This window comes from Azospirillum agricola (assembly GCF_020005195.1).
GTDB classification, from domain to species: domain Bacteria; phylum Pseudomonadota; class Alphaproteobacteria; order Azospirillales; family Azospirillaceae; genus Azospirillum; species Azospirillum agricola.
Window position 1 is genome coordinate 810,955 of the sequence record NZ_JAIFZR010000004.1, and the last position, 22,683, is coordinate 833,637.

20 protein-coding genes are annotated in these 22,683 nt (G+C 69.9%); 8 read left to right on the forward strand and 12 right to left on the reverse strand.

The features are described 5' to 3' along the window. The first annotated feature begins 15 nt into the window (after window positions 1–15). Complete coding sequence (gene rnk, locus JN22_RS12510; RefSeq protein WP_085554222.1) at window positions 16–477, forward strand: nucleoside diphosphate kinase regulator; 462 nt, start codon at window positions 16–18, stop codon at window positions 475–477. 39 nt (window positions 478–516) lie between these two features. On the opposite strand, the gene JN22_RS12515 is transcribed toward rnk, so the two are convergent. After that, window positions 517–4,776 carry a beta strand repeat-containing protein gene (locus JN22_RS12515; protein WP_179166137.1) on the reverse strand — a complete coding sequence of 1,420 codons (4,260 nt, stop codon included), beginning with the start codon at window positions 4,774–4,776 and terminating at the stop codon, window positions 517–519. A gap of 439 nt (window positions 4,777–5,215) precedes the next feature. Here JN22_RS12515 and JN22_RS12520 point away from each other — a divergent pair, with 439 nt between their 5' ends. Continuing rightward, complete coding sequence (locus JN22_RS12520; protein ID WP_085554224.1) at window positions 5,216–5,437, forward strand: hypothetical protein; 222 nt, start codon at window positions 5,216–5,218, stop codon at window positions 5,435–5,437. A gap of 152 nt (window positions 5,438–5,589) precedes the next feature. Here the strand turns inward: JN22_RS12520 and JN22_RS12525 are convergent, their stop codons facing one another. From JN22_RS12525 to cyoA, 7 genes are all read right to left on the reverse strand, one after another. Then, window positions 5,590–6,174, reverse strand: coding sequence for a response regulator transcription factor (locus tag JN22_RS12525; protein ID WP_449658096.1), 585 nt, complete (start codon window positions 6,172–6,174; stop codon window positions 5,590–5,592). After that, window positions 6,164–7,471 carry an ATP-binding protein gene (locus tag JN22_RS12530; protein WP_223677695.1) on the reverse strand — a complete coding sequence of 436 codons (1,308 nt, stop codon included), beginning with the start codon at window positions 7,469–7,471 and terminating at the stop codon, window positions 6,164–6,166. Before JN22_RS12530 ends, JN22_RS12525 begins: the two co-directional genes overlap by 11 nt. Window positions 7,472–7,538: 67 nt before the next feature. Beyond that, window positions 7,539–8,342: an SURF1 family protein gene (locus JN22_RS12535; RefSeq protein ID WP_085554225.1), complete on the reverse strand. Its 804-nt coding sequence runs from the start codon at window positions 8,340–8,342 to the stop codon at window positions 7,539–7,541. 14 nt (window positions 8,343–8,356) lie between these two features. Continuing rightward, a complete protein-coding gene (gene cyoD / locus JN22_RS12540; RefSeq protein ID WP_085554226.1) occupies window positions 8,357–8,776 on the reverse strand; it encodes a cytochrome o ubiquinol oxidase subunit IV in 420 nt (139 codons plus the stop codon). Then, window positions 8,773–9,405, reverse strand: a complete 633-nt coding sequence (gene cyoC, locus JN22_RS12545) for a cytochrome o ubiquinol oxidase subunit III (protein WP_085554227.1) — start codon at window positions 9,403–9,405, stop codon at window positions 8,773–8,775. The genes cyoD and cyoC overlap by 4 nt, the downstream gene beginning before the upstream one ends. Continuing rightward, entirely contained in the window at window positions 9,402–11,411 is a 2,010-nt protein-coding gene (cyoB, locus tag JN22_RS12550; RefSeq protein WP_085554228.1) for a cytochrome o ubiquinol oxidase subunit I, read from the reverse strand. Before cyoB ends, cyoC begins: the two co-directional genes overlap by 4 nt. A gap of 13 nt (window positions 11,412–11,424) precedes the next feature. Continuing rightward, the gene (cyoA, locus tag JN22_RS12555; protein ID WP_085554229.1) at window positions 11,425–12,558 is read right to left on the reverse strand and encodes a ubiquinol oxidase subunit II; all 1,134 of its coding nucleotides are present in this window, start codon (window positions 12,556–12,558) and stop codon (window positions 11,425–11,427) included. 196 nt (window positions 12,559–12,754) lie between these two features. Between cyoA and JN22_RS12560 the strand changes: the two genes are divergently transcribed. Next, window positions 12,755–14,074 (forward strand): MFS transporter, encoded by a 1,320-nt coding sequence (locus JN22_RS12560; RefSeq protein WP_085554230.1) that lies wholly within the window; start codon window positions 12,755–12,757, stop codon window positions 14,072–14,074. Window positions 14,075–14,263: 189 nt separating this feature from the next. Then, on the forward strand, window positions 14,264–15,001 hold the full coding sequence (locus tag JN22_RS12565; RefSeq protein ID WP_085554231.1) for a CBS domain-containing protein: 738 nt from the start codon (window positions 14,264–14,266) through the stop codon (window positions 14,999–15,001). Between the two features lie 54 nt (window positions 15,002–15,055). Here JN22_RS12565 and JN22_RS12570 read toward each other — a convergent pair whose 3' ends face one another. The 4 genes from JN22_RS12570 to JN22_RS12585 all read right to left on the reverse strand — a co-directional run bounded on the left by JN22_RS12570 (window position 15,056) and on the right by JN22_RS12585 (window position 19,460). Further along, complete coding sequence (locus JN22_RS12570; protein ID WP_085554232.1) at window positions 15,056–15,565, reverse strand: thioesterase family protein; 510 nt, start codon at window positions 15,563–15,565, stop codon at window positions 15,056–15,058. Next, complete coding sequence (locus JN22_RS12575) at window positions 15,562–17,067, reverse strand: malonate--CoA ligase (RefSeq protein ID WP_085554233.1); 1,506 nt, start codon at window positions 17,065–17,067, stop codon at window positions 15,562–15,564. The genes JN22_RS12570 and JN22_RS12575 overlap by 4 nt, the downstream gene beginning before the upstream one ends. Before the next feature lie 156 nt (window positions 17,068–17,223). Then, on the reverse strand, window positions 17,224–18,150 hold the full coding sequence (locus JN22_RS12580; protein ID WP_211099645.1) for a LysR substrate-binding domain-containing protein: 927 nt from the start codon (window positions 18,148–18,150) through the stop codon (window positions 17,224–17,226). Between the two features lie 107 nt (window positions 18,151–18,257). After that, a complete protein-coding gene (locus tag JN22_RS12585; protein WP_085554235.1) occupies window positions 18,258–19,460 on the reverse strand; it encodes a CaiB/BaiF CoA transferase family protein in 1,203 nt (400 codons plus the stop codon). A gap of 417 nt (window positions 19,461–19,877) precedes the next feature. Here JN22_RS12585 and JN22_RS12590 point away from each other — a divergent pair, with 417 nt between their 5' ends. From JN22_RS12590 to JN22_RS12605, 4 genes are read left to right on the forward strand one after another with little or no spacing between them, the layout of a single operon-like run. Then, window positions 19,878–21,047: a thiolase C-terminal domain-containing protein gene (locus JN22_RS12590; protein ID WP_085554236.1), complete on the forward strand. Its 1,170-nt coding sequence runs from the start codon at window positions 19,878–19,880 to the stop codon at window positions 21,045–21,047. Window positions 21,048–21,055: 8 nt separating this feature from the next. Then, window positions 21,056–21,457 (forward strand): Zn-ribbon domain-containing OB-fold protein, encoded by a 402-nt coding sequence (locus JN22_RS12595; protein ID WP_085554237.1) that lies wholly within the window; start codon window positions 21,056–21,058, stop codon window positions 21,455–21,457. Continuing rightward, the gene (locus JN22_RS12600; protein ID WP_085554238.1) at window positions 21,454–21,915 is read left to right on the forward strand and encodes a MaoC family dehydratase; all 462 of its coding nucleotides are present in this window, start codon (window positions 21,454–21,456) and stop codon (window positions 21,913–21,915) included. Before JN22_RS12595 ends, JN22_RS12600 begins: the two co-directional genes overlap by 4 nt. Then, the gene (locus JN22_RS12605; protein WP_085554239.1) at window positions 21,912–22,676 is read left to right on the forward strand and encodes an SDR family oxidoreductase; all 765 of its coding nucleotides are present in this window, start codon (window positions 21,912–21,914) and stop codon (window positions 22,674–22,676) included. Before JN22_RS12600 ends, JN22_RS12605 begins: the two co-directional genes overlap by 4 nt. The last annotated feature ends 7 nt before the right edge of the window (window positions 22,677–22,683 follow it).

Here is a 22,683-nt window from a genome sequence, read left to right on the forward strand (position 1 = left end):
CGACAGGACCCGATCATGACCACACCACCGCATCCCGATTCCCGGAACGGCGCGCCGCGCGGCGCCCTGCCCGCCATCACCCTGACCGACAGCGTGCACGAACGGCTGTACGAGCTGGCCTTCGCCGTCCGCGACCGCCAGTCGGAGGTGGCCGAGTATCTGGAACGCGAGCTGGACCGGGCCTGCGTGGTGGCCGACGGCGCGCTGCCGAAGACGACCGTCACCATCGGCTCCCACGTCACCTTCGAGGAGTGCGACACCGCGCAGCGCCACAGCGTCACCCTGGTCTGGCCGCGCGAGGAGGACGCCGCGCGCTCGCGCCTGTCGGTGATGACCCCGGTCGGCGCCGCCCTGATCGGGCTGCGCGCCGGCCAGAGCATCGGCTGGCGGAACCGCGCCGGCACCTGGCGCCGCCTGAGCGTCAAGACGGTCTCCCAGGCGGCCCCGGCGGAGACGGCGCAGGGGCAGCCCGCCTGAAGGCGGGCGCCCCCGCGGCCGCGCTTGCGGCCGCTCCCGTCAGCCGGTGATGAACCAGGAGGACGAGACCTGGTTCGGCCGTATGCCGTCCATCTCGACCAGACCACCGCTGCTCAGGTTCACCAGCGCGTTCGAGCCGACCTCCGTGACGGTCCAGGTCACGCCGACGCCGATCTGGAGCCGATCCCCTTCGGCGGCGTTGAAGTCGCCGATCCGGTCGATCCCGGAGGCGATGCCGAAGCTGAAGACGTCCGCCCCGGCACCGCCGACGAGGACATCGTCCCCGGCGCCGCCGACGAGGACGTCGTTGCCGGCCCCGCCGAACAGATAGTCGTCCCCCAGCCCGCCGGACAGGAAATCCTCCCCGCCGCCGCCGGTCAGGGTGTCGTCCAGAACGTTGCCCACCAGCACGTCGCGGCCGGCACCGCCGGTCAGGCTGGCGGCGGGGGCCAGGCGGTCGAACAGCAGGGCGTCCTGCCGGCCGTTGCCGTCGCCGAGCACCAGACTGTCGTTCCGGCTCTCCCCGGCGATGTAGCGGCCGTCGCCGGACACCGAAAGGCCGGTGGCGATCCCGTCACCGCTGTTCGGCAGCAGCCCGGCCGCGCGCGCGCGGGTGATCTCCCCCGTCACCATGTCCTTGATGAAGGTGTCGTTGCTCCCGGCGACGTCGCCCCCCACCAGATTGGAGGCGGTGCTGGTGAAGACGACGTAGCGGCCGTCGTCCGACAGCTCGACCTCGTAGCAGCCGCTGTTGCCCTTCGTCCCGTCGACGTCGGTGTTGGCCATGGCGACGGCGCCGGTCTGGAGATCCTTCACGAGGATGTTGGTGGAGGTGCTCTGCGCGCCGCTTGCGTCGCTGTAGCTGACGATGGCGGCGTAGCGCCCGTTCGCCGACAGCGCGACGTCGTTCATCACGTCCAGGCGGGTTCCGTCGGCGGCCGTGTTCACCCGGCTGACCGCGCCGGTCTGCATGTCCTTGAGATAGACGCTCAGGTTCGCGCCGTTGGTGCCGTTGCCACCCTCCACCAGATCGGAGGCGTAGCTGCGGAACAGCACGTACCGGCCGTCCGCCGAGATGTCCGGGGTGAAGCTGTTGGGACGCACGGCACCCGACCCCGTCGCCAGACCGCCGCCGCCATCGGCACCGACGCTGGCCCGCGTCAGGACGCCGGTCTGCAAGTCCTTCACGAAGATGTCCTGCGCTCCGTTGGTGTCGCCGGCCGCGAGGTTGCTGGCGTCGCTGGCAAAGGCGACGAACCGCCCGTCGGCGCTGACCGAGCCGAGGCTGCTGCGGTCGTTCCCCTGGGTTCCGTCGCTGGCGGTGCTGGCGCGGACGATGGCGCCGGTCTGCATGTCCTTGACGAAGACGTCGCTCTGGCCGTTGGTGTCGCCCGCGACCAGATTGCTCGCGCTGCTGGTGAAGACGACGTAGCGCCCGTCTTGCGACAGCGCGGTGGCGGTGCCCGACAGGTTGCCGGCCGTTCCGTCGGCCGCCGCGCTGGCCAGCGTCACCGTGCCGGTCTGGAGATCCCGGACGAACACCCCGCTCACGACGCCGCCGCTGCCGTCGGAGCCGGTGCCGGAGAAGGCCGCGTAGCGACCGTTGCCCGACAGCACGGGGGCCGAGCCGCCCTGGGCCGAGGCCGTGCCGTCGGCGTTGGCGCCGAGCAGCCGCATCTGCTGCGGATCGGCGGCGAGCTGGGCGGTGAAGCCGTCGCTGACCGTGGCGCCGTCCGCGCCGGTCAGGGTGACGGTGCCGGTGAAGCTCCCGGTTCCGGCGTAGCGGTGGCCGACGCTCAGGCCGGTGGCGCCGTCGGCGATGGTCCGGCTGCTGGTCTGTCCGTCGCCCCAATCGATGGTCGCCTGGGTGACTCCGGCGGTGAAGCCGAGCGACAGGTCGACCAGCCCAGGCTCTCCCTGGCCGTCGGCGGCCAGCTTGCCGACATCCACCGCGAAGAGGTCGGCGACACCGTTGATGTCGTTGCCGACCATGTTGCCGGCCGCGGTGGTGAGGATCGCCCGGCCGCCGTCCGCGCTCGCCCCCACCAGGGTCGCCCCGCTGTTGAGCTGGGCGCCGTCGGCGGCCGTGCTGATCCGGCGGACCGCGCCGGTTTCGAGATCCTTCAGGAACACGTCCTGCGCGTTGTTGAAGTCGCCGGCCACCAGGTTGGAGGCGGCGCTGGTGAACATCACCGATTTCCCGTCCGGGCCGAAGACTCCGCCGCCGCTGGCGCCGTTGGCCTGGCTGCCGTCGGCGGCCGTGCTCACCCGGCTGATCGCGCCGGTTTGCAGGTCGCGGATGAACAGATCCGTTACCCCGTTGGTGTCGCCCGCGACCAGGCTGGACGAGGCGCTGGTGAACAGCACGTAGCGGCCGTCCTGGGAGAAGGCGTCGGCGGTGCCGGAACTGGACGTGCCGGCGGGCGCGCCGTCGAGCCGCTGCTGGGCTCCGGTCTGGAGGTTCCGCAGGTTGAGCATCCCCGCCTCGGAATAGGCCAGCCACTGGCCGTCGGGCGACAGGAGGGGGGAATGGGTGTCTGGATGGTTGGTGAAGGTCCCGGTGCCGGCGATGGTGGTGCTGACGCCGGTCACCATGTCGCGGTGGACGACCTGTGTCACCGGCGTGCTGTGGGGGGCCGGCGGGGGAGCGTTGGTGTAGACCAGCGTCCGGCCGTCCGCTGTCAGCCGGATGTCCCTGGCGCTGTTGGAGCCGATGTTGACGCTCGTGCGCTCGCCGGTCGCCAGGGTCAGGATGTTGATGACGCCGCCGTTGCTGTAGAGAAGCTTGCCGCCGTCGTCCGAGAAGGACGGGTCGATGTCGCTGCCTCCGACGTCGATCCGCGTGCGCGTGCCGCTTTGTAGATCCTTCACGAACAGCTCGGTCTGGCCGTTGGTGCTGTTGGAGGTCATGACGTAGGCGACGAACCGGCCGTCCGCCGAGACCGCCCCGTTCATGGCGGGCTGGACCGCCTGGCCTCCATCGGTGGCCGTGCTGGCGCGGACGACCGCCGTCGAATCGAACGCGGCCGCCGTCCACCCCATCGAGGTTATGGACGGCCCGGCCGTCGGTTCCGGCCCGTTCCCAAGCCGGAGGTTGGCGGCGGTCAGCGACGCCTTGGTGACGCCCATCAGCCGCACGCCGGTGGAGGCGTTGAGGTTCAGCACCGTGCCGCCGGCGTCCTCGGTGGCCGAGGCCATCAGCGTCTGGAAGCCGCCCAACCCGCTCCAGCCGCTGAGATCCAGCACGTCGCCGCCGGCCCCGGCCTGGAAGTCGCCGATGGCGTCCCAGCCGTCGCCGGCGTTGATGACGAAGCGGTCGGAGCCGGCGCCGCCCTCCATGTAGTCGTTGCCGGCCCCGCCGATGATCGTGTCGTTGCCGGCGGTGCCGTAGAGTTCATCGCGCGCCGCGGTGCCGGTCAGGACCTGCCCCGGCGTGCCGGTGCCGGCCGCCGCGTCGTCGTTGACGATCACCCCGGCGGCGCTGCCGGCGGCGATGGTCCAGCCGGCGCTGGGCGCCGACAGGGTGACAGTGAAGCCCTCGTCCGTCTCGACCGCCGTGTCGGCCAGCACCGGGACGGCGATGGTCGCCGTGCTCTGCCCGGCCGCGAAGCTCAGCAGCCCCGACGGCAGCGCGTTGCCGGCGAAGTCGGCCGCTCCGGCGGCCGAGGCGCCGGAACCGGCCACCGACCAGGTGACCGACGCGGCCGCCGAGACGTCACCGCTGCGCGTCACCGTGAACAGGAAGCTGGTCGTCCCGCCACCGCTGCCCTCCGCCACGCCGACCGTCGCCGGGCCGAGGCTCAACGTGCCGCCGGCCGGCGGATTGGCCGGGTTGCCGACAGGAGCGCCGCCGGGAGTGCCGCTCCCGGCCGCCAGCAGCACGTTGTCGGCCGTCAGCGCCGAGCGGGCGACGCCGGACAGGCGAACGCTGGCGGTGGGGCTGAAGGTGAGGACGGTGTCGTTGCCGTCGGTGGTGGCCAGGGCCATCAGCGCGGTGAAGTCGGTGATTCCGGTCCAGGCGGTGAGGTCGAGCCGGTCCCCACCGGCGCCGGCCTGGAAATCGCCGATGTAATCCCAGCCGTCCCCCGGCCGCAGAACGAAGGTGTCGCGCCCGGCGCCGCCCTCCATGTAATCGTCGCCACCACCCCCGGTGATCGTGTCGTCGCCCGCGCCGCCGAAAATCTGGTCGCGCGCGCTGTTGCCCGTCAGCCGGTCGTTGCCCCCATCCCCGCCGATCGTGTTTTCCTCCGCCCCGCCGATCAACGTGTCGGCACCGGCTCCACCCCAGAGAACGGCCATTTTTCTGGCTCCATCAGCAACGTGTTGTTGAGACGGTTGCAAATCTTTCCTCAATGGTTGCTTCTGGCAATCGTCCCGCCCGGACGATATCCATCCTGGCGGAAGCGATTCCTTCGCTCCTTCCGTCGGCTGGGACACGATCTTTGGACGCGAACGGAACAATCTTTCGGATATGGGACAGGTCCTGTCGCCGGCTGGCCGCGCCGCCCCGGCCGAATTTTTTCCGGTCCGGCGGTGCAACCCTTCCGCGCTATGCCTGTTTACCTGCCGACACTCAGCGGAGGGCCGGACCGCCGGGGCACCGAACGGCAGGGGTCTTCGCGACCCCGCACCCAAAGACATAGCCCGGAGTAAGCACTTCGCGGCTCTGCCCCTCGGGCCGGTTGGGGACTAAGGTACGGCGCAAGGGACTTGCCAGGTCCCATCGGAAGGAGGAAACATGAGCATCATGGAGACCGCCGTGGCTACGCCGAAGGTTGCCGCCATCCCGCGCGGCGGCCTGTCCGATGTCGAAGCCATCGCCGATCGGTATGGTTGGTCGACTCCCATGGCCCGCTGGTGGATGTCCTGCGCCGCCTCGACCGTCGGCAGCAGCAAGCCCGAGGCGGTGATCGCCTTCCTCGACAAGACGGTCGGCGGCGTCACGATGATCCGCCGCTGACGTCAGGAACGCTTCCCGCCGGATCGACCCAATGTGGGCGGGGCCGGTGCAAGCGGGGCCGGCGCCGACCATCCGCGACGGGTGGCCGGGGCCGGCCCCGTTCGCGTTGGGGCCATTTTCCCGCGAGCGGCGAGCGGCGAGCGGCGGAACCGCTACGGCACCCGCTTCTTCTCAAGCTTGCGGGCGAGCGTGCGGCGGTGCATGCCGAGACGCCGGGCGGTTTCCGAGATGTTGAAGCCGGTGTCGACCAGCGTCTCGTGGATCCGTTCCCACTCCAGGTTCTTCAGCGATGTGGTCCGCCCGGCCAGCGCCACCGAGGTGTCGCCCTCCGTCCGCTCGAAGGCGGCTTCGATGTCGTCGGTGTTGGACGGCTTGGCGAGGTAGTGGCAGGCGCCGAGCTTGATCGCCTCCACCGCCGTGGCGATGCTGGCGAAGCCGGTCAGCACGACGATCCGCATGTCCGGGTCGTGGGCGTAAAGCTCCTTGACGCATTCGAGGCCGGAGCCGCTGCCGAGCTTCAGGTCGACCACGGCGTAGCCCGGCTGCACCGTCTCCAGCAGCGTCCGCACGCTGTCGAGCCCGTCGCACCAGTCGACCCTGTAGCCGCGCCGCTCGAAGGAGCGCCGCAGCGCCTTGACGAAGGAGGCGTCGTCCTCCACCAGCACCAGCCGGCGCTCCAGCTCATCGGCCGCGTCCGGTTCGGCCGGATCCATGTCCGGCCCGCGCTCAATCGCCATCGCCGCCTCGTGGGGAAAGGGCTGCCAGCGGCAGGGTCAGGGTGACGGAGGCGCCGCCGCCGGGACGGTTCCTCGCCGAAACGGTGCCGCCGACCTTGCGGATGACGTTGACGACCAGGAACAGGCCGAGCCCGCTGCCCGGCCGCCCCTTGGTCGAGCGGTAGGGGGTGCCGAACTCCGCCAGCATGCCGTCCTCGAATCCCGGACCGGCGTCGTTCACCGCGACGATGAGGCTGTCGCCCTGCCGGCCGACCGCGATGCCGATCCAGTTGGGCGAGACCTCCAGCGCGTTGTCGAGCACGTTGAAGATCACCTGCTTCAGGGCGAGGTCCCAGACCATGCCCTCCCGGCCGGGAAAGGCGTTGTCGTAGTCGAGGCGGCCGGGCGAGCGGCTCGCCCGCCATTCGGCGACCAGTTCGTCGAGGAAGGCGTTGACGGTCGTCCGCACCGTGCCCTCGCCGCGCGCCTCGCCCGACGACATCAGGATGCCGGTGAGGATGCTCTTGCAGCGGTCGATCTGGCTCTGCATCTCCGACAGCTCCTCGACCATGTCCGGGTCGGCCTTGATCGCCGGCATGCGCCGCCAGTCGTTGAGGATCACCGACAGCGTCGCCAGCGGCGTCCCCAGCTCGTGCGCCGCGCCGGAGGCCAGAAGCCCCATGCGGACGATGTGGTCCTCCTCCATCGAGCGCTGGCGCAGTTCCGCCAGATAGGAATCGCGGGCGCGCAGGTTGCGGTTGATCCGGGTGATGAAGGGGACGAGCAGGCTCGCCGCCAGCACGAAGCCGACGAAGCTGCCCTGGATGTGCAGGTTGAGGAGGTTGCCCTCATGCCCGTAGGGCAGCTCCAGCGGCCGGTAGGAGCCGGTCAGCCAGGTGAGGCAGGCGGTGGCCACCAGCACCAGCGTCCAGGCCGCCCAGGCCTCCAGCAGCACCGCGCCGATGGTGACCTGGAGCAGGTAGAGCGAGATGAAGGGGTTCGTCGCCCCGCCGCTGAGATAGAGCTGGGTCGTCAGGGCGGCGACGTCGATCAGCAGCTCCAGGAAGAGCTGGATGTTGGTGACGGCGGCCGTGCGGCGCAGATGCAGCAGGCTGGCGAGGTTGAGCCCGATCAGGAACAGCACGACCACGGCCATCGGCGCCAGCGGCAGCGCGATGCCCATGTGGTGGTGAACGATCAGGATCGTCACCGCCTGGCCGACGACGGCGAGCCAGCGCAATTGGACAAGAAGAAACAGGTTCTTCTTGTCGGCCGTGTCACGCGCGGGAATCGTTCCGCTCCTCGTCAGATCGCCCAAACCCCGCCCTTATATGGGCGCTGTGGGGTCCGAACGGGAGCCCCCCGGCAAACCCGATGAACGCACGTCAGGATTGACGACGGCCGCGCCGGAGCCGGCGTTCGTGGAGAAACACGGCGGCGGCCCCGCCGAGCAGCATGAGCGCCAGCGTGAACCAGGTCAGCGCGTAGACGAGGTGGTTGTCGGGAAAGCGGATCACGGTGAGGCCGCCGACGGGTCCGTTCCTCACCGCCCCGTTCTGGCCCGCCCGCCCCCCGTCGGCGTCGATGAAGTAGGGGGCGAGCCCCGACAGGCCGCGCGCCGCGCCGATGGCGGCGACGTCGCGCGAATGCCAGCGGTCGGCGGCCGGGTCGTTGCTGCGCAGGAAGCCGCCCGCCGGCTCGGTCAGGCGCAGCAGGCCGGTGACCGTCGTCTCGCCCTCGATCTGGCCGTCCGCCCGCGCCGCCGGGTCGCGCCGGTTCGGCGGCACGAAGCCGCGGTTGACCAGCAGGGTGAAGCCCTCGCGGCTCTCGAAGGGCGTCAGCACCCAGAAGCCGGCGCCCAGGTCGCTGACCGCCTGCACCAGCGTCTCGCGGTCGTTGAGGAAGCGGCCGGTGACGGCCACCCGGCGGTACTCGTCGCCGGCCGCGTCGATGCCGCCCCAGGCCTCGGGGCCGGGAGCGGCGGCGGGGGCGGCGTGAACCCGCTGCTCGACCCGCTCGATCAGGTCGTGCTTCCAGGCCCGGCGCTCGACCTGCCAGACGCCGAGCGCGGTGAAGACGGCGACGCCCAGCGCGGCGAGCAGGCCGAGGAGGACCAGCGCCCACAGCGGGCGCGGCCGCCCCGTCCGGCCGCCGGCCGCCGGCCGGCTTTCCGGGGAGGAGCCCGCCATGCCCACCGCACCCGTCACGGCATCCGGCTCATGTCGTGGCCGGGCATCATGTTGGCGTTGAGGTGGTACATCACCCACAGCGAGCCGGTCAGCGTGATGACCACGATGATCAGGGTGAAGATCATCGCCAGCATCGTCCAGCCGCCCTCGGAGCGGCCGTTCATGTGCAGGAAATAGACCATGTGGACCAGGATCTGCACGACGGCGAACCCCATGATGACCAGCGCGGTCTGGGTGTTGTCGAGCACGTTGTTCATGACCAGCCAGAACGGGATCGCCGTCAGGATCACCGACAGGACGAAACCGATCGTGTAGCTGCCCAGCGTGCCGTGGGCGTGGCCGCCGTCATGGCCGTGGGCGTCATGCCCGTGGGCGCCATGGTCATGGGCGCCATGGTCGTGTTGCGCGTGGCCCTGGTGGGCGTGAGGGGTCATCGCAGCATTCCCATCAGATAGACGAAGGTGAAGACGCCGATCCAGACGACGTCCAGGAAGTGCCAGAACATGCTCAGGCACATCAGGCGCCGCCGGTTCGCCACGGTCAGCCCGCGCTTTTGCACCTGCACCATCAGCGTCACCAGCCAGACGATGCCGAAGGTGACGTGCAGGCCGTGGGTGCCGACCAGCGTGAAGAAGGAGGACAGGAAGGCGCTGCGCTGCGGCGTCGCCCCCTCGTGGATCAGGTGCGCGAACTCGTACAGCTCGATGCCGAGGAAGGCGAGGCCGAACAGCCCGGTGATCGCCAGCCACGCCTGCGTCGGACCGATCCGCCCCTTCTCCATGGTCAGCATGGCGAAGCCGTAGGTGATCGAGGACAGCAGCAGCATCGAGGTGTTCAGCGCCACCAGCGGCAGGTCGAACAAATCCTTGGGCGAGGGTCCGGCGGCGTAGTTGCCGCCGAGCACCCCGTAGGTGGCGAACAGGACCGCGAAGATGAGGCAGTCGCTCATCAGGTAGATCCAGAAGCCGAGCAGGGTGCTGTGGCCCTCGGGGTGCTCGTGCTCATCGGCCATGTAGAAGACCGGGTCTTGCCCGGACTGGGCGGCCGTCATGGTCGTCGTCATGCTTTCACCTGCCCGGAGAGGAGACGGGTCCGCTCATTCTCGGTCCGCACGACCTCGGCGGCGGGAATGTAGAAGTCGCGGCTGTAGTTGAAGGTGTGGCCGATGGCGACCACCAGCAGACCGATGAAGCTCACCGCCGCCAGCCACCAGATGTACCAGATCAGGGCGAAGGCGAGGACCACGCTCAAGCCGGCGAGGATGATGCCCGCCCCGGTGTTGCTCGGCATGTGGATCGCCTTGAAGCCGTCCTGCGGGCGCAGGTAGCCGCGCTTCTTCATGTCCCACCAAGCGTCGTTGTCGTGGATCACCGGGGTGAATGCGAAGTTATAGTCGGGCGGCGGCGAGGAGGTCGCCCATTCCAGCGTGCGGCCGTCCCACGGGTCGCCGCTCGTCTCGCGCAGCTCGTTGCGCCGGAGGACGCTGACGGCGATCTGGATCAGGAAGGCGGCGATGCCCAGGAAGATCAGGAAGGCGCCGACGGCCGCGACCTGGAACCAGATCTGGAGCGACGGATCCTCGAAGACGCGCAGCCGGCGGGTGACGCCCATCAGGCCCAGAACGTAGAGCGGCATGAAGGCGACGTAGAAGCCGATCACCCAGAACCAGAAGGACAGCTTGCCCCAGAACGGGTCGAGCCTGAAGCCGAAGGCCTTCGGCCACCAGTAGACGATGCCGGCGAACAGACCGAACAGCACGCCGCCGATGATGACGTTGTGGAAGTGGGCGATCAGGAACAGGCTGTTGTGCAGCACGAAGTCGGCGGGCGGGACCGCCAGCAGCACGCCGGTCATGCCGCCGATCACGAAGGTCAGCATGAAGGCGACCGTCCACATCATCGGCAGCTCGAAGCGGATGCGGCCGCGGTACATCGTGAACAGCCAGTTGAAGATCTTCGCGCCGGTCGGGATCGAGATGATCATCGTCGTGATTCCGAAGAAGGAGTTCACGCTGGCGCCCGAGCCCATGGTGAAGAAGTGGTGCAGCCAGACCAGGTACGACAGGATGGTGATGACCACCGTCGCGTACACCATCGAGGTGTAGCCGAACAGCTTCTTGCCCGAGAAGGTCGAGGTGACTTCCGAGAAGATGCCGAAGGCCGGCAGGATCAGGATGTAGACCTCCGGGTGGCCCCAGATCCAGATCAGGTTCACGTACATCATCGGGCTGCCGCCGAGATCGTTCGTGAAGAAATTGGTCCCGACATAGCGGTCGAGCGACAGCAGCACCAGCACCGCCGTCAGCACCGGGAAGGCGGCGACGATCAGCACGTTGGTGCACAGCGAGGTCCAGGTGAAGACCGGCATCTTCATCATGGTCATGCCGGGGGCGCGCATCTTGACGATGGTGCAGACCAGATTGACGCCGGACAGCAAGGTTCCGACACCGGCCACCTGCAAGGCCCAGATGTAGTAGTCGACGCCGACGTCCGGGCTGTAGCCGATGCCCGACAGCGGCGGGTAGGCCAGCCAGCCGGTGCGGGCGAACTCGCCGACGAACAACGACATCATCACCAGCACGGCGCCGCCCGCCGTCATCCAGAAGCTGAAGTTGTTGAGGAACGGGAAGGACACGTCGCGCGCGCCGATCTGCAACGGCACGATGTAGTTCATCAGCCCCGTGACCATCGGCATGGCCACGAAGAAGATCATGATGACGCCGTGGGCGGTGAAGATCTGGTCGTAATGGTGGGCGTTGAGGTAGCCCTCGCTGCCGTTGAACGCCATCGCCTGCTGAAGCCGCATCATGATGGCGTCGGCGAAGCCGCGCAGCAGCATGATCAGGCCGAGGATCATGTACATGATGCCGATGCGCTTGTGGTCCACCGTGGTGAACCACTCGCGCCACAGGTAGCCCCACAGCCGGAAATAGGTCAGACCGGCGACCAGGGCGCCGCCGCCCAGCAGGACGGCGATGAAGGTGACGATCAGGATGGGTTCGTGGATCGGGAAGGATTCCAGGCTGAGACGCCCGAAGATGGCCTTCGTCACGACGGAGAGATCGAACATGCCGGTTGCCGCATCAAGGAGTGGACGGACGCGGCAGGCCCGCGCCGAGAAGGGGAGCCGCCAGCTCCGGAGCCGGCTCCGGGGCGGCCAGATCGGCCACCAGATCCGGGACGAGCCCCGGCACCAGCTCCGCGACGGTGCAGATGCCGATGACGTCGCGCGGTTCCGGGCCGAAGACGGCGCCGCGCCGGGCGTGCTTGTCGTACAGCAGCGGCATCGTGATGTGGATGCCGGCCATGCCGAGGCCGCCCCTGGCGTCGATCGCCGCCATGTCGTTCATGCACATCTTGCCGGGCTCGACGCACATGTTGAGGATGGCCTTGAACAGCCCGGCCTCGACGGTGCCGTAGCGGCGCACCGGCTCGTTCTCGCTCGGCCGCTCCAGTTGCAGGTAGCCGTTGCGGTCGAGCGCGCCGCCGCCGGCCTTCACCTCCGACACCCAGCGCTCGAAGCCGCCGTCCACCATGCCGTGGAAGGTGAAGCGCATGCCCGAGAAGCCGGCCCCGCTGTAGTTGGCCGAGAAGCCCTTGTAGGCGCCGGGCTGGTTGATGACGGCGTGCAATTGCGTCTGCATGCCCGGCATCGCGTAGATCTGTCCGGCCAGCGCCGGGATGTAGAAGGAGTTCATCACCGAGGAGGAGGTGATGTTGAAGCGGATCGGCCGGTCGACCGGCGCCGCGACCTCGTTGACCGCCGCGATCCCGTATTCGGGATAGAGGAACAGCCATTTCCAGTCGAGCGCCACGACGTCGATCTCCAGCGTCTTCGCCTCCGCCGGGACCGGGCGGTTCGCCGCGATCCGCTCGATCGGCCGGTAGGGGTCGAGCAGATGCGTGGTCATCCAGGTCAGGGCGCCCAGCACGATGATGATCAGCAGCGGCGCCGCCCAGATCACCAGCTCGAGCTGCGTCGAATGGTCCCATTCCGGTTCGTACCGCGCTTTGGTATTCGACTGGCGATAGCGCCAGGCGAACAGCACGGTCAGCGCCATCACCGGAACGATGATGAGCAGCATGAGCAGGGTGGACACGACCACGAGCTGGCCCTGCTGACTCGCCACGTCGCCGGACGGGTTCAGCACGACCAGATCGCAGCCACTCAGCGCCGCCGTCAGCGGCAGCAGGGCGAGGAGGCGAGAACGGCTCAAGGCTTAACCTGTTAACAAAGGTTTGCTTCGGGGTTTGCTTCAGGCAGACAGCTATCTCCCACGCGCCAGGGAGGACATTGGACAATTTGTCCAATGCCGCGATGGCGCGCCACCGGACACATGATGCGTGCCGCCGTTGCGCGACACGCAGCATCGGCGCATGTTCCATTGAAACTGCCGAACCGGTGCTGAGACCATGGGGCCATCGACAACGGCTGAATCGACTGCGGCTGAACGGGACGCGCGACGGATCAACGCCCGCGACCACGGGGTTAATCCGGGCGAGATCGCGATCGGCGTCATCATCGGCCGGACCTCCGAATTCTTCGACTTCTTCGTCTACGCGATCGCGTCGGTCATCGTGTTCCCGCGGCTCGTCTTCCCCTATGTGGACCCGCTGACCGGAACGCTGTGGTCCTTCGCCATCTTCGCGCTCGCCTTCGTGGCGCGGCCGCTCGGCAGCGTCATCTTCATGGCGGTCGACCGCGCCTACGGGCGCGGGACGAAGCTGACCATCGCGCTGTTCCTGCTCGGCACCTCGACGGTGGCCATCGCCTTCCTGCCGGGCTACGAGCGGATCGGCGGCTATTCCGCCTGGCTGCTGGGCTTCCTGCGCATCCTCCAGGGGCTGGCGCTGGCCGGCACCTGGGATGGGCTGGCCTCGCTGCTGGCGCTCAACGCGCCGGAGGGCCGGCGCGGCTGGTACGCGATGATCCCGCAGCTCGGCGCGCCGCTCGGCCTGATCGTCGCCAGCGGGCTGTTCGCCTATTTCGCCGGCAACCTGTCGCCGGAGGATTTCTTCGGCTGGGGCTGGCGCTATCCCTTCTTCGTCGCCTTCGCGATCAACGTGGTGGCGCTGTTCGCCCGGCTGCGCATCGTGGTGACGCCGGAATACACCCGGCTGTTCGAAAGCCGCGACCTGCAACCGGTCCCGATCCGCGAACTGCTGGCGACGGACGGCAAGAAGGTCGTCGTCGGCGCCTTCGCGCCGCTCGCCAGCTTCGCCCTGTTCCACATGGTCACGGTCTTCCCGCTGTCCTGGATCTTCCTGTTCACCAAGAACCCCCCGGCGGAATTCCTGGTCATCGAGGCGGTCGCCGCCGTCTTCGGCGTCATCGCCATCGTGCTGTCCGGCACCATCGCCGACCGCGTCGGGCGGCGGACCCTGCTGGGATGCTGCGCCGCGGTGATCGCCGTGTTCAGCGGCTTCGCCCCGCAACTGCTCGACGGCGGGGCGGCCGGAGAGACCGTCTTCATGGTGATCGGCTTCGTTCTGCTCGGCCTGTCCTTCGGGCAGTCGTCGGGCGTCATTGCCTCGACCTTCGCGCCGCAGTCGCGCTACACCGGCTCGGCCCTGACGTCGGACCTCGCCTGGCTGTTCGGCGCCGGCTTCGCGCCGCTGGCGGCGCTGCTGCTGTCCAGCCAGTTCGGGCTGCTGGCGGCCGGCGGCTACCTGCTGTCGGGCGCCCTCGTCACCCTGGCCGCCCTGTGGGCCAACAAGACGTTGCTCCAGTGACCGGGCTCCGGTGATCCGGACGGGAAAACGAAAAGGGCGGCGGCCGTCATTGGCCGCCGCCCTTTTCGTTTTCCACACCCGGCACGCGGGCATGGCTGGGAACCGGAAAGCGCGGTTGTCGCGTCCGGCCGGCGGGCGCAGGACAGGGGGTGACGCAATGTCCCAAGAAGAAACAGGGGAATCCGCATCATGAAAGTCCTGGATGTCATGACCAGCCCGGCGCTCACGGTCGGGCCCGGCGCTTCCGTCGAAGAGGCCGTGGCGCTGATGATCGGGAAGCGCATCAGCGGGATTCCGGTGGTCGAGGCCGACGGCCGGCTGGCCGGGATCGTCACCGAGGGCGACTTCCTGCGCCGGGTCGAGTGCGGGACCGAGCGGCAGCGCCCGCGCTGGCTGGAATTCCTGGTCGGGCCGGGAAGGATCGCCGACGAATACATCCACTCCCACGGCCGCCGGGTCGAGGACGTCATGACCCGCAAGGTCGTCACGGTCGACGAGAACGCCGACCTCGGCGCGGCCGTCGCCCTGATGGAGGAGCATCGCGTCAAGCGCCTGCCGGTGCTGCGCGACGGCCGGATCGTCGGCGTCGTCAGCCGCTCGGACCTGCTGCGCACGCTGGCCCGTCCCGCCGCCGCCGTGGAGAGCGGCGACGCGCGCATCCGCGAGGGCTTCCTGGCGGAACTGAGCGCGCAGCGCTGGGCGCCCTCCTCCTCCCTCGTCGTGACGGTGACGGACGGGGTGGTCGATCTGCGCGGCGTCGTCTTCGACGACCGCCAGCGCCGGGCGCTGCGGGTGATGGCCGAGGCGATCCCCGGCGTCCGCCGCGTCGAGGATCGCCTCGTCTGGGTCGAGCCGAACTCCGGCGTGGTGCTCGGCGGTCCGGAGGACGAGGCGACGGAGAAAGCCGGGGAGAAGACCGAAGCTTGAAAAGCCCTCGCCCCCCGGAGAGAGGGCAGGACGGCGCCTCGCCGGCGTGAAGGATCAGTCCGCCGGCGGCCGGCAGCGGAGCCGGCGGCGGAAGCCGTCCGGCAGGGGCAGGCCGGCGTGATGCTCCGCCAAGGTCCGGAGCCGCCGCGCGGCCGGCGGCGCGAAGGGCACCACCCGCCGCGTCGTCAGGTCGGCGTGGATGGAGAGCTGCTCCATCGTCGCGGCCAGCGTGCCGTCGTCGCCGCGGCGCAGCTCCATCAGGCAGACCAACCGCTTGTCGTCGGCCTCCAGCAGCCGCAACGCCAGGGTCAGCGGCGTGCCGGCGGTCAGCTCCCGCCGGTAGCTGATCGCGACGTCGACCACGAACAGGCCCATCCGCGTCTCGCGGGTGTAGCTCTCCCCCAGCCCCCAGCGTTCCTGGAGGGCGTAGCCCACCTCGTCGAACAGGGCGACGTAGCGCGCCATGTTCATGTGGCCGTAGAGGTCGATCCACTCCTCCGCGACGCGCAACGGCCCGGAGGTCAGGATCTCCGCCGGAAGGGGCGGCGGGACGGGGCCGCTCATCCGAACACCCCCGCATGGACGTTGCGCAATTCCGCCTTCTGCACCTTGCCCATGCTGTTGCGCGGCAGTTCGGCCACCAGCACGACCCGCTTGGGCAGCTTGTAGCGGGCCAGCCGGTCCTTCAGGGCGGCGACGATGCCGGCCTCGGTAACGGGCTCCCTGCCGTTCGGCACGACGACGGCGACGACGCCCTCGCCGAAGTCGGGGTGCGGGATGCCGATCACCGCGCTCTCCAGCACGCCGGGCAGCGCGTCGATCTCGCCCTCCACCTCCTTGGGGTAGACGTTGAAGCCGCCGCTGATGATCAGGTCCTTGCCGCGCCCGACGATGTGGACGTAGCCGCGTTCGTCGACCCGGCCGAGGTCGCCGGTGATGAAGAAGCCGCCCGGCCGGAACTCGGCGGCGGTCTTCTCCGGCATGCGCCAGTAGCCCTTGAAGACGTTCGGCCCGCGCACCTCGATGGCGCCGATGGCGTCGCCGCCCAGGGGCTCGCCGGTCGCCGGGTCGGTGATGCGCAGGTCGACCCCCGGCAGCGGGAAGCCGACGGTGCCGGCCACGCGGTCGCCGTCGTGGGGGTTGGAGGTCAGCATGCCGGTCTCGGTCATGCCGTAGCGCTCCAGGATGCGGTGGCCGGTGCGCTCCTCCCAGGCACGGTGCGTCTCGGCCAGAAGCGGGGCGGAGCCGGAGACGAACAGGCGGATCGTCCGGCAGGCCTCCGGCGTCAGCCCCTGCTGACCGAGCAGCCGGGTGTAGAAGGTCGGCACCCCCATCATCACCGTGGCGGCCGGCAGCCGGGCCAGCGCGTCCGCCGGGTCGAAGCGCGGCAGCAGCAGCATCGAGGCGCCGGACAGCAGCACGAGGTTGCAGGCGACGAACAGCCCGTGGGTGTGGAAGATCGGCAGGGCGTGCAGCAGCACGTCGTCCGGCCCGAAGCGCCATTCGGTCTGGAGCACCCGCGCGTTGGACAGCAGGTTGTCCTGGGTCAGCATCGCCCCCTTCGACCGCCCGGTGGTGCCGGAGGTGTAGAGGATGGCGGCCAGATCGTCCGGACCGCGCGCGACGGTGGCGAAGTCCTCCAGCCGGCCGGCCGCCGCGTCGGTCAGGCTGCCCCCGCCCTGCGCGTCCAGCGTGCGGACCGGGACGCTCCCGGCCAGCGCCGTCGTGGCGTCGAGCCGCGCCGGGTCGCAGACGACCAGGGCGGGTTCGGCGTCGCCGACGAAATAGCTCAGCTCCGCCGGGGTGTAGGCGGTGTTCAACGGCAGATAGACCACCCCGGCCCGCAGGCAGGCGAGGTAGAGGACCAGCGCCGCGACCGACTTCTCGACCTGCACGGCAACGCGGTCGCCGGGGCGCACGCCCTCGGCGACCAGCGCGTTCGCCATGCGGCCGGTGGCGGCGCGCAGGTCCCCGTAGGACAGGCGCTTGCCGTCGGCGGTTTCGATGGCGAGGCGGGCCGGGTCGGTGGACGGGCTCAGCAGATGGTCGAACAGGCTGTCGGTCATGGTCGGGTTCCGCGATGGCCGGGAGCCGGGCGGCGCCGCCCCGGACGGTGAAAATGGGGTGAGGGTATCAGAGCCCCGCCCCGGCGTCGTCATGGCCGAACCAGGTCCGGGCATGACGCCGCCGGGGGGTGCGGAGCGCGGTCGGTCACACGGCCCTCAAACGGTCGGTTGGGAATCCGGCGGCGGAAACACCTCGCGCAGCCATTGCCGGATCGCCGCGATGACCGGCGTGTTCCATTTCTGCGCCGGGGCGATGAAGTAGTAGCCGCCGATGGTGACGTCGCTGTCGACCATCTCCACCAGCTCGCCGCTGGCGAGGTTGTCGATGACCAGCAGGTCGCTGACCAGCGCCACCCCGCGCCCGAGCCGGGCCGCCTCGATGGTCAGGTGGGCCTGCCACAGGCGCGGGCCGCGCAGCCGGGGCAGGTCGCCGACGCCCGCCTCCTCCAGCCACGCCTCCCACATGCCGGTGGACTGCTCGTGGATCAACGGCAGCCCGACCAGATCGGCCGGTGTCCGCACGTCCGGATAGCGCGCCTTGAACTCCGGGCTGGCGATGGCGAGGATGCGGGGCTTGGCGAACATCTCGGCCCGCAGCCCCTCGGCGACGGCGGCGGCGCCGTCCTCCAGATACATGATCTCGGCGTCGGCCTCGCCCCGGCTGAAGTCGGGGCGGGCGGAGGTCGGTTGCAGGATCACCTCGCGCCCGGCCATCGCCGCCTCCAGCTCCGGCAGGCGGCCGAGCAGCCGGCGCGAGGCCAGACCGGCGAGGCAGCAGATGTGCACCGCCTCGATGCCGCCGTTGCGCAGCTCGTTGCTGGCCTCGGCGATCAGGTCGAAGGCGCGCCGCATCTGGGCGGCGAAACGGGTGCCCTCGCGGGTCAGGGACAGGCCGCGCCCCGACTTGGCCACCAGCTTGACGCCGACCGACTGCTCCAGGTTCTGGATGTGGCGGGACACCACGGTGTGCGACACCGCCAGCTCGTCGGCGGCGGCGCGCACGGTGCCCAGCCGGGCGAAGACGTCGAAGGCGCGGAGCGCGAGGAGCGGAGGAAGGCGGCGCGCCATGCGGGGCTGGGCCATCGGAGCTTGGGGTGACGGGACGATTCCGATGGCATCATGAAGCATTTTCGCCAGCGCCGCACGCGTCCCGTCGCCGGCCCTTTCCTCCGCCCCCCGCTCCGCCCCCATCACACCACCGCGGCGATGCGCAGCGCCTCGATGTCGGCGGCGGCGAAGCCCAGCTCGGCCAGGATGGCGTCGGTGTGCTCGCCCAGCCGCGGCGCCGGGGCCTCGTCCGCCAACGGGGCGCCCTGCATGTGGATCGGCACGGCGGCGAAGCGCTTGCCGGAGCCGGGCGGCACCTCCACCACCATGTTGCGGTGGATGACCTGCGGGTCGGCCAGCGCGTCGGGCACGCTGTTGATCGGGCTGGACGGCACGTCGGCCGCCTCCAGACGCGCCAGCCACTCCTCGCGGGTGCGGGTGGCGAAGACCGGAACCAGCAGCGGTTCGAGCTCCGCGTGGTTGGCGTTGCGCTCGGAGCCGGTGAGGAAGCGCGGGTCGGAGAGCAGATGCTCCAGCCCCATGGCGCCGACCAGCCGCTCCCACTGCTCGTTGGTGTCGACGCAGACGGCGATCGGCTTGTCGGCCGTGGGGAAGGACTGGAAGGGCGCGATCAGCGGGTGACGGCTGCCCAGCGCGCGCGGCACGTCGCCGGCGTTGAGGTAACGGGCGATGGCGTTCTCCATCAATGCCAGCTGGCAATCCAGCATCGCCACGTCGATGAAGCTGCCCTCCCCCGTGCTGGCCCGCTTCTGCAAGGCCGAGAGGATGCCGATGGCGGCGAACAGGCTCGACCCGATGTCGCCGATCGAGGCGCCGACGCGGTTGGGCTGGCCGCCGGGCTCGCCGGTGATGCTCATCATCCCCGACATCGCCTGGGCCACCACGTCGAAGCAGGGCCGGTGGCGGTAGGGGCCGTCCTGCCCGAAGCCGGAGATCGAGGCGTAGATCAGCTTTTCGTTGACCGCCTTCAGGTCGGCGTAGCCCAGACCCAGCCGGTCCATCGTGCCGGCCCGGTTGTTCTCGACCAGCACGTCGCTGGAGGCGACGATGCGTTTGAAGATCTCCTTTCCCTTCTCCTCCTTCAAGTTGAGCGTAAGGCTCCGCTTGTTGCGGTTGACGCTCATGAAGTAAATGCTCTCATCGTCGCTGAAGGGCGCGATGACGCGGGTGAAGTCGCCCTTGCCCGGACGCTCGATCTTGATGACGTCGGCGCCCAGCGCGCCGAGCAGCCAGGTGCTGTAGGGGCCGGCCAACATGTGCGTGAGATCGACAACGCGCACGCCGGCCAGCGGGCCGCTCCGGCGTTGGGTTTCGGTGTCGGTCATGAAGGTTCCTTCGGGGCTGCCGGGCACCGGGGAGCGGGCCGGACGGGGCCGCGCCGCAAGGCGCCGGCGGGAATGCGATGCCCAAAGGCTTGCGCCACGGCGCCGCGAAAACAATCGCTTAGTTTGGCCCAATCCGGTGCAGGAAAGGCACCGGACGCGAGCCGGTCATTGGTGCGCTCCATGCACCGGAGCGCAGACTTTTTTCTGCTTGTGACACGGAGGGTGTCCGGTATTCTCGATTGTGCCGGGAGCGGACCGGCGGCGACCGAAGTCTAGAGGGCATTCCGGGAGTTCTTCGCGCTTCCCGTGCCGGCCGGTCGCCTTGTCTTCCGATACTTGTCCAACGGAGCCTCTTTGCTCGCCGGCGCCATCGTGCCGGTGCCGGGTTCCCGCAACCGTGAAAGGACGACCAGGGCCGTGAAGGAGCTTTCGGGCAAGACCGCCATCGTCGGCGCCTATGAATCCCCCCGCCGCGACGCGCCGCGCGTCCACCCCTTCGCCCTCCAGATGGAATGCATCCAGGGCGCGCTCGACGACGCCGGCCTGACGCTGAAGGATGTCGACGGGCTCTGCGCCGCGTCGGGCGACTGGGCCGAAGGCGGCGGCACGATGGACGTCATCGAGCTGGCCGAATACATCGGCATCCAGCCGACCTACGTGAACAGCACCGACGTCGGCGGCTGCTCCTACATCATGCAGGCCGGACAGGCCGCCGCCGCCATCGCCATGGGCTTGGCCGAGGTGGTGGTCATCAGCTACGCCGCCTGCCCGCGCTGGTGGCCGCTGAGCACGCCCTCCTTCGACCCCTTCGTCCTCCCGGCCGGGCCGGGGCAATACGAGATCCCCTACGCGCCGACGCTGATCGCGACCTACGGGCTGTTCGCCCGGCGCCACATGGACCTCTACGGCACGACGCCGGAGCAGCTCGCCCAGGTCGCCGTCACCTTCCGCGAGCACGCCGCCGCCAACCCGCAGGCCCGGCTGCGCAAGCCGATCACGGTGGAGGACGTGCTGGCCTCGCCGGTAATCGCCTCGCCGCTGCACCGGCTGGACTGCTGCGTCGTCACCGACGGCGGCGGCGCGCTGGTGATGACCAGCCGCGAGCGGGCGCGCGACCTGAGGCGCCGCCCCGTGTATCTGGCCGGCTACGGCGCCGCCGTGGCGCGGACCCAGAACAGCCAGATCCCCGACGACCTCTCCACCCCCGCCGCGCTGTCCGGCCCGCGCGCCTTCGCCATGGCCGGGGTGACGCCGGCCGACATCGACGTCGCGCAGATCTACGACGCCTTCACTATCACGCCGATGCTGGCGCTGGAGGATCTGGGCTTCTGCGGACGCGGCGAAAGCGGCGCCTTCGTCGCGGCCGGCAAGCTGTCGGCCACGGGCGGCAGCCTGCCGACCAACACCGACGGCGGCGGCCTGTCGTCCAACCATCCGGGCAAGCGCGGCATCTTCACGCTGATCGAAAGCGTCCGCCAGCTGCGCGGCGACGCGCCGGGCATCCAGGTGCCGGACGCCGAGGTTGCCTTGGCCCACGGGCTGGGCGGGACCTTCTGCTCCGCCGCCACCGCCATCCTCACCGTGTAGGTGATGCCATGACCGCCATGACGACGATGCCGACCCTCGACGAAACCTCCGCCCCCTTCTGGGAGGCGGCGCGCGAGGGACGCTTCCTGATCCAGCGCTGCCCGGAGACCGGGCTGTACCAGTGGTACCCGCGCGCCCACTCCATCCACGCCCCGCACGCCACCCCCGAATGGGTCGAGGCAAGCGGACGCGGCGAACTGCTCAGTTACTCCGTCGTCCATCGCGGCAACACGCGGGGCGATCCCTACACCTGCGCCCTGGTCCGGCTGGAGGAGGGCGTCACCATCTTCTCGCGGATCGAGGGCGTCGCCGAAACCGATCTGCGCGCCGGCCTGCCGCTGGCCGTCGCCTTCCACCGCCTGGACGAGACCATCAGCCTGCCGATCTTCCGCCTCCGGAGCGATGCATGACGAACCCCATCCACCTCGACGAGATCGAACCGGGCGCCCGCGCGCTCTCCACCCGCGTCACCGTGACCGAGGCGCACATCGTCTGGTTCGCCGGGCTGACCGGCGACTTCAACCCGCTGCACATGGACGCCGAGGCGGCCAAGGCCAACGGCTTCGGACGGACCATCGCCCACGGCATGCTCACCCATTCGATGAGCACCGGCCTGCGCTCGGCCATCGACGACTGGGCGATCCTCGCCTTCCTGGAGACCCGCCGCCGCTTCGTCGGCCCGGTCTTCGCCGGCGACACCATCCAGTACGAGGCCGAGGTGCTGGAGGTCCGTCCCAGCGCGTCGAAGCCCGACCGCGGCATCGTCCGCGTCGGCATCACCGTGCGCAACCAGAGCGGCGGCACGGTGCAGGAGGGCGAGGACGTGTTCTCCATCGGGCGCCAGGTGACAGGACGGGTAACGGCATGAGCATGACCATGCAGGATCGCTTGAAGGGCCGGACGGCCTTCGTGACCGGCGGCGGCGGCGGCATCGGCCGCGCGGTGTGCGAGCGGCTGGCCGCCGAGGGCGCCGCCGTGGTCGTCGCCGACATCGGGCTGGAACCGGCCGAACAAGTCGCCTCGGCCCTGCGCGACGGTGGAGCGGTCTCTCACGCGGTGCGGCTCGACGTATCGGACCGGGCGAGCTGGGAGGCGGCCGTCGCCGCCCTGCCCGAGCCGTTGCGCGCCGTCGACATCCTGGTCAACGTCGCCGGCATCGTCCGCGACCGCTCGCTCGTCAAGATGAGCGACGCGGAATGGAGCGCCGTCCTCGACGTGAACCTGCGCGGCACCTGGCTCGGCTGCCAGACGGCGTTCAAGCTGGTCGGCGACCGGGGCTGGGGCCGCATCGTCAACATCGCCTCCACCGCCATGCTCGGCACCTTCGGGCAGGCCAACTACTCGGCCTCCAAGGCCGGCGTGGTCGGGCTGACGCGGACGGCGGCGCTGGAAGGCGCCAGGCGCGGCATCCTGGTCAACGCCGTCGCCCCCGGCGTGGTCGAGACCAGCATCGTCGAGGGCGTGCCGGACGCGATCCGCGCGCAATGGGTCGGCAAGACCCCCATCGGCCGGCTGGGCCGACCGGAGGAGATCGCGTCCATCGTCGCCTTCCTGGCCTCGGACGACGCGGCCTACGTCACCGGCCAGACCATCGTCGCCGACGGCGGCGCGACCACCGGCGATTACTGAGCACGAC

Bases quoted from the DNA above. Each gene is read 5' to 3' on its own strand.
- rnk (WP_085554222.1), top strand. From the start codon at position 16: ATGACCACACCACCGCATCCCGATTCCCGGAACGGCGCGCCGCGCGGC.
- JN22_RS12515 (WP_179166137.1), bottom strand. From the start codon at position 4,776: ATGGCCGTTCTCTGGGGTGGAGCCGGTGCCGACACGTTGATCGGCGGG.
- JN22_RS12520 (WP_085554224.1), top strand. From the start codon at position 5,216: ATGAGCATCATGGAGACCGCCGTGGCTACGCCGAAGGTTGCCGCCATC.
- JN22_RS12525 (WP_449658096.1), bottom strand. From the start codon at position 6,174: ATGGCGATTGAGCGCGGGCCGGACATGGATCCGGCCGAACCGGACGCG.
- JN22_RS12535 (WP_085554225.1), bottom strand. From the start codon at position 8,342: ATGGCGGGCTCCTCCCCGGAAAGCCGGCCGGCGGCCGGCGGCCGGACG.
- cyoD (WP_085554226.1), bottom strand. From the start codon at position 8,776: ATGACCCCTCACGCCCACCAGGGCCACGCGCAACACGACCATGGCGCC.
- cyoC (WP_085554227.1), bottom strand. From the start codon at position 9,405: ATGACGACGACCATGACGGCCGCCCAGTCCGGGCAAGACCCGGTCTTC.
- cyoB (WP_085554228.1), bottom strand. From the start codon at position 11,411: ATGTTCGATCTCTCCGTCGTGACGAAGGCCATCTTCGGGCGTCTCAGC.
- JN22_RS12560 (WP_085554230.1), top strand. From the start codon at position 12,755: ATGGGGCCATCGACAACGGCTGAATCGACTGCGGCTGAACGGGACGCG.
- JN22_RS12565 (WP_085554231.1), top strand. From the start codon at position 14,264: ATGAAAGTCCTGGATGTCATGACCAGCCCGGCGCTCACGGTCGGGCCC.
- JN22_RS12570 (WP_085554232.1), bottom strand. From the start codon at position 15,565: ATGAGCGGCCCCGTCCCGCCGCCCCTTCCGGCGGAGATCCTGACCTCC.
- JN22_RS12575 (WP_085554233.1), bottom strand. From the start codon at position 17,067: ATGACCGACAGCCTGTTCGACCATCTGCTGAGCCCGTCCACCGACCCG.
- JN22_RS12580 (WP_211099645.1), bottom strand. From the start codon at position 18,150: ATGGCCCAGCCCCGCATGGCGCGCCGCCTTCCTCCGCTCCTCGCGCTC.
- JN22_RS12585 (WP_085554235.1), bottom strand. From the start codon at position 19,460: ATGACCGACACCGAAACCCAACGCCGGAGCGGCCCGCTGGCCGGCGTG.
- JN22_RS12595 (WP_085554237.1), top strand. From the start codon at position 21,056: ATGACCGCCATGACGACGATGCCGACCCTCGACGAAACCTCCGCCCCC.
- JN22_RS12600 (WP_085554238.1), top strand. From the start codon at position 21,454: ATGACGAACCCCATCCACCTCGACGAGATCGAACCGGGCGCCCGCGCG.
- JN22_RS12605 (WP_085554239.1), top strand. From the start codon at position 21,912: ATGAGCATGACCATGCAGGATCGCTTGAAGGGCCGGACGGCCTTCGTG.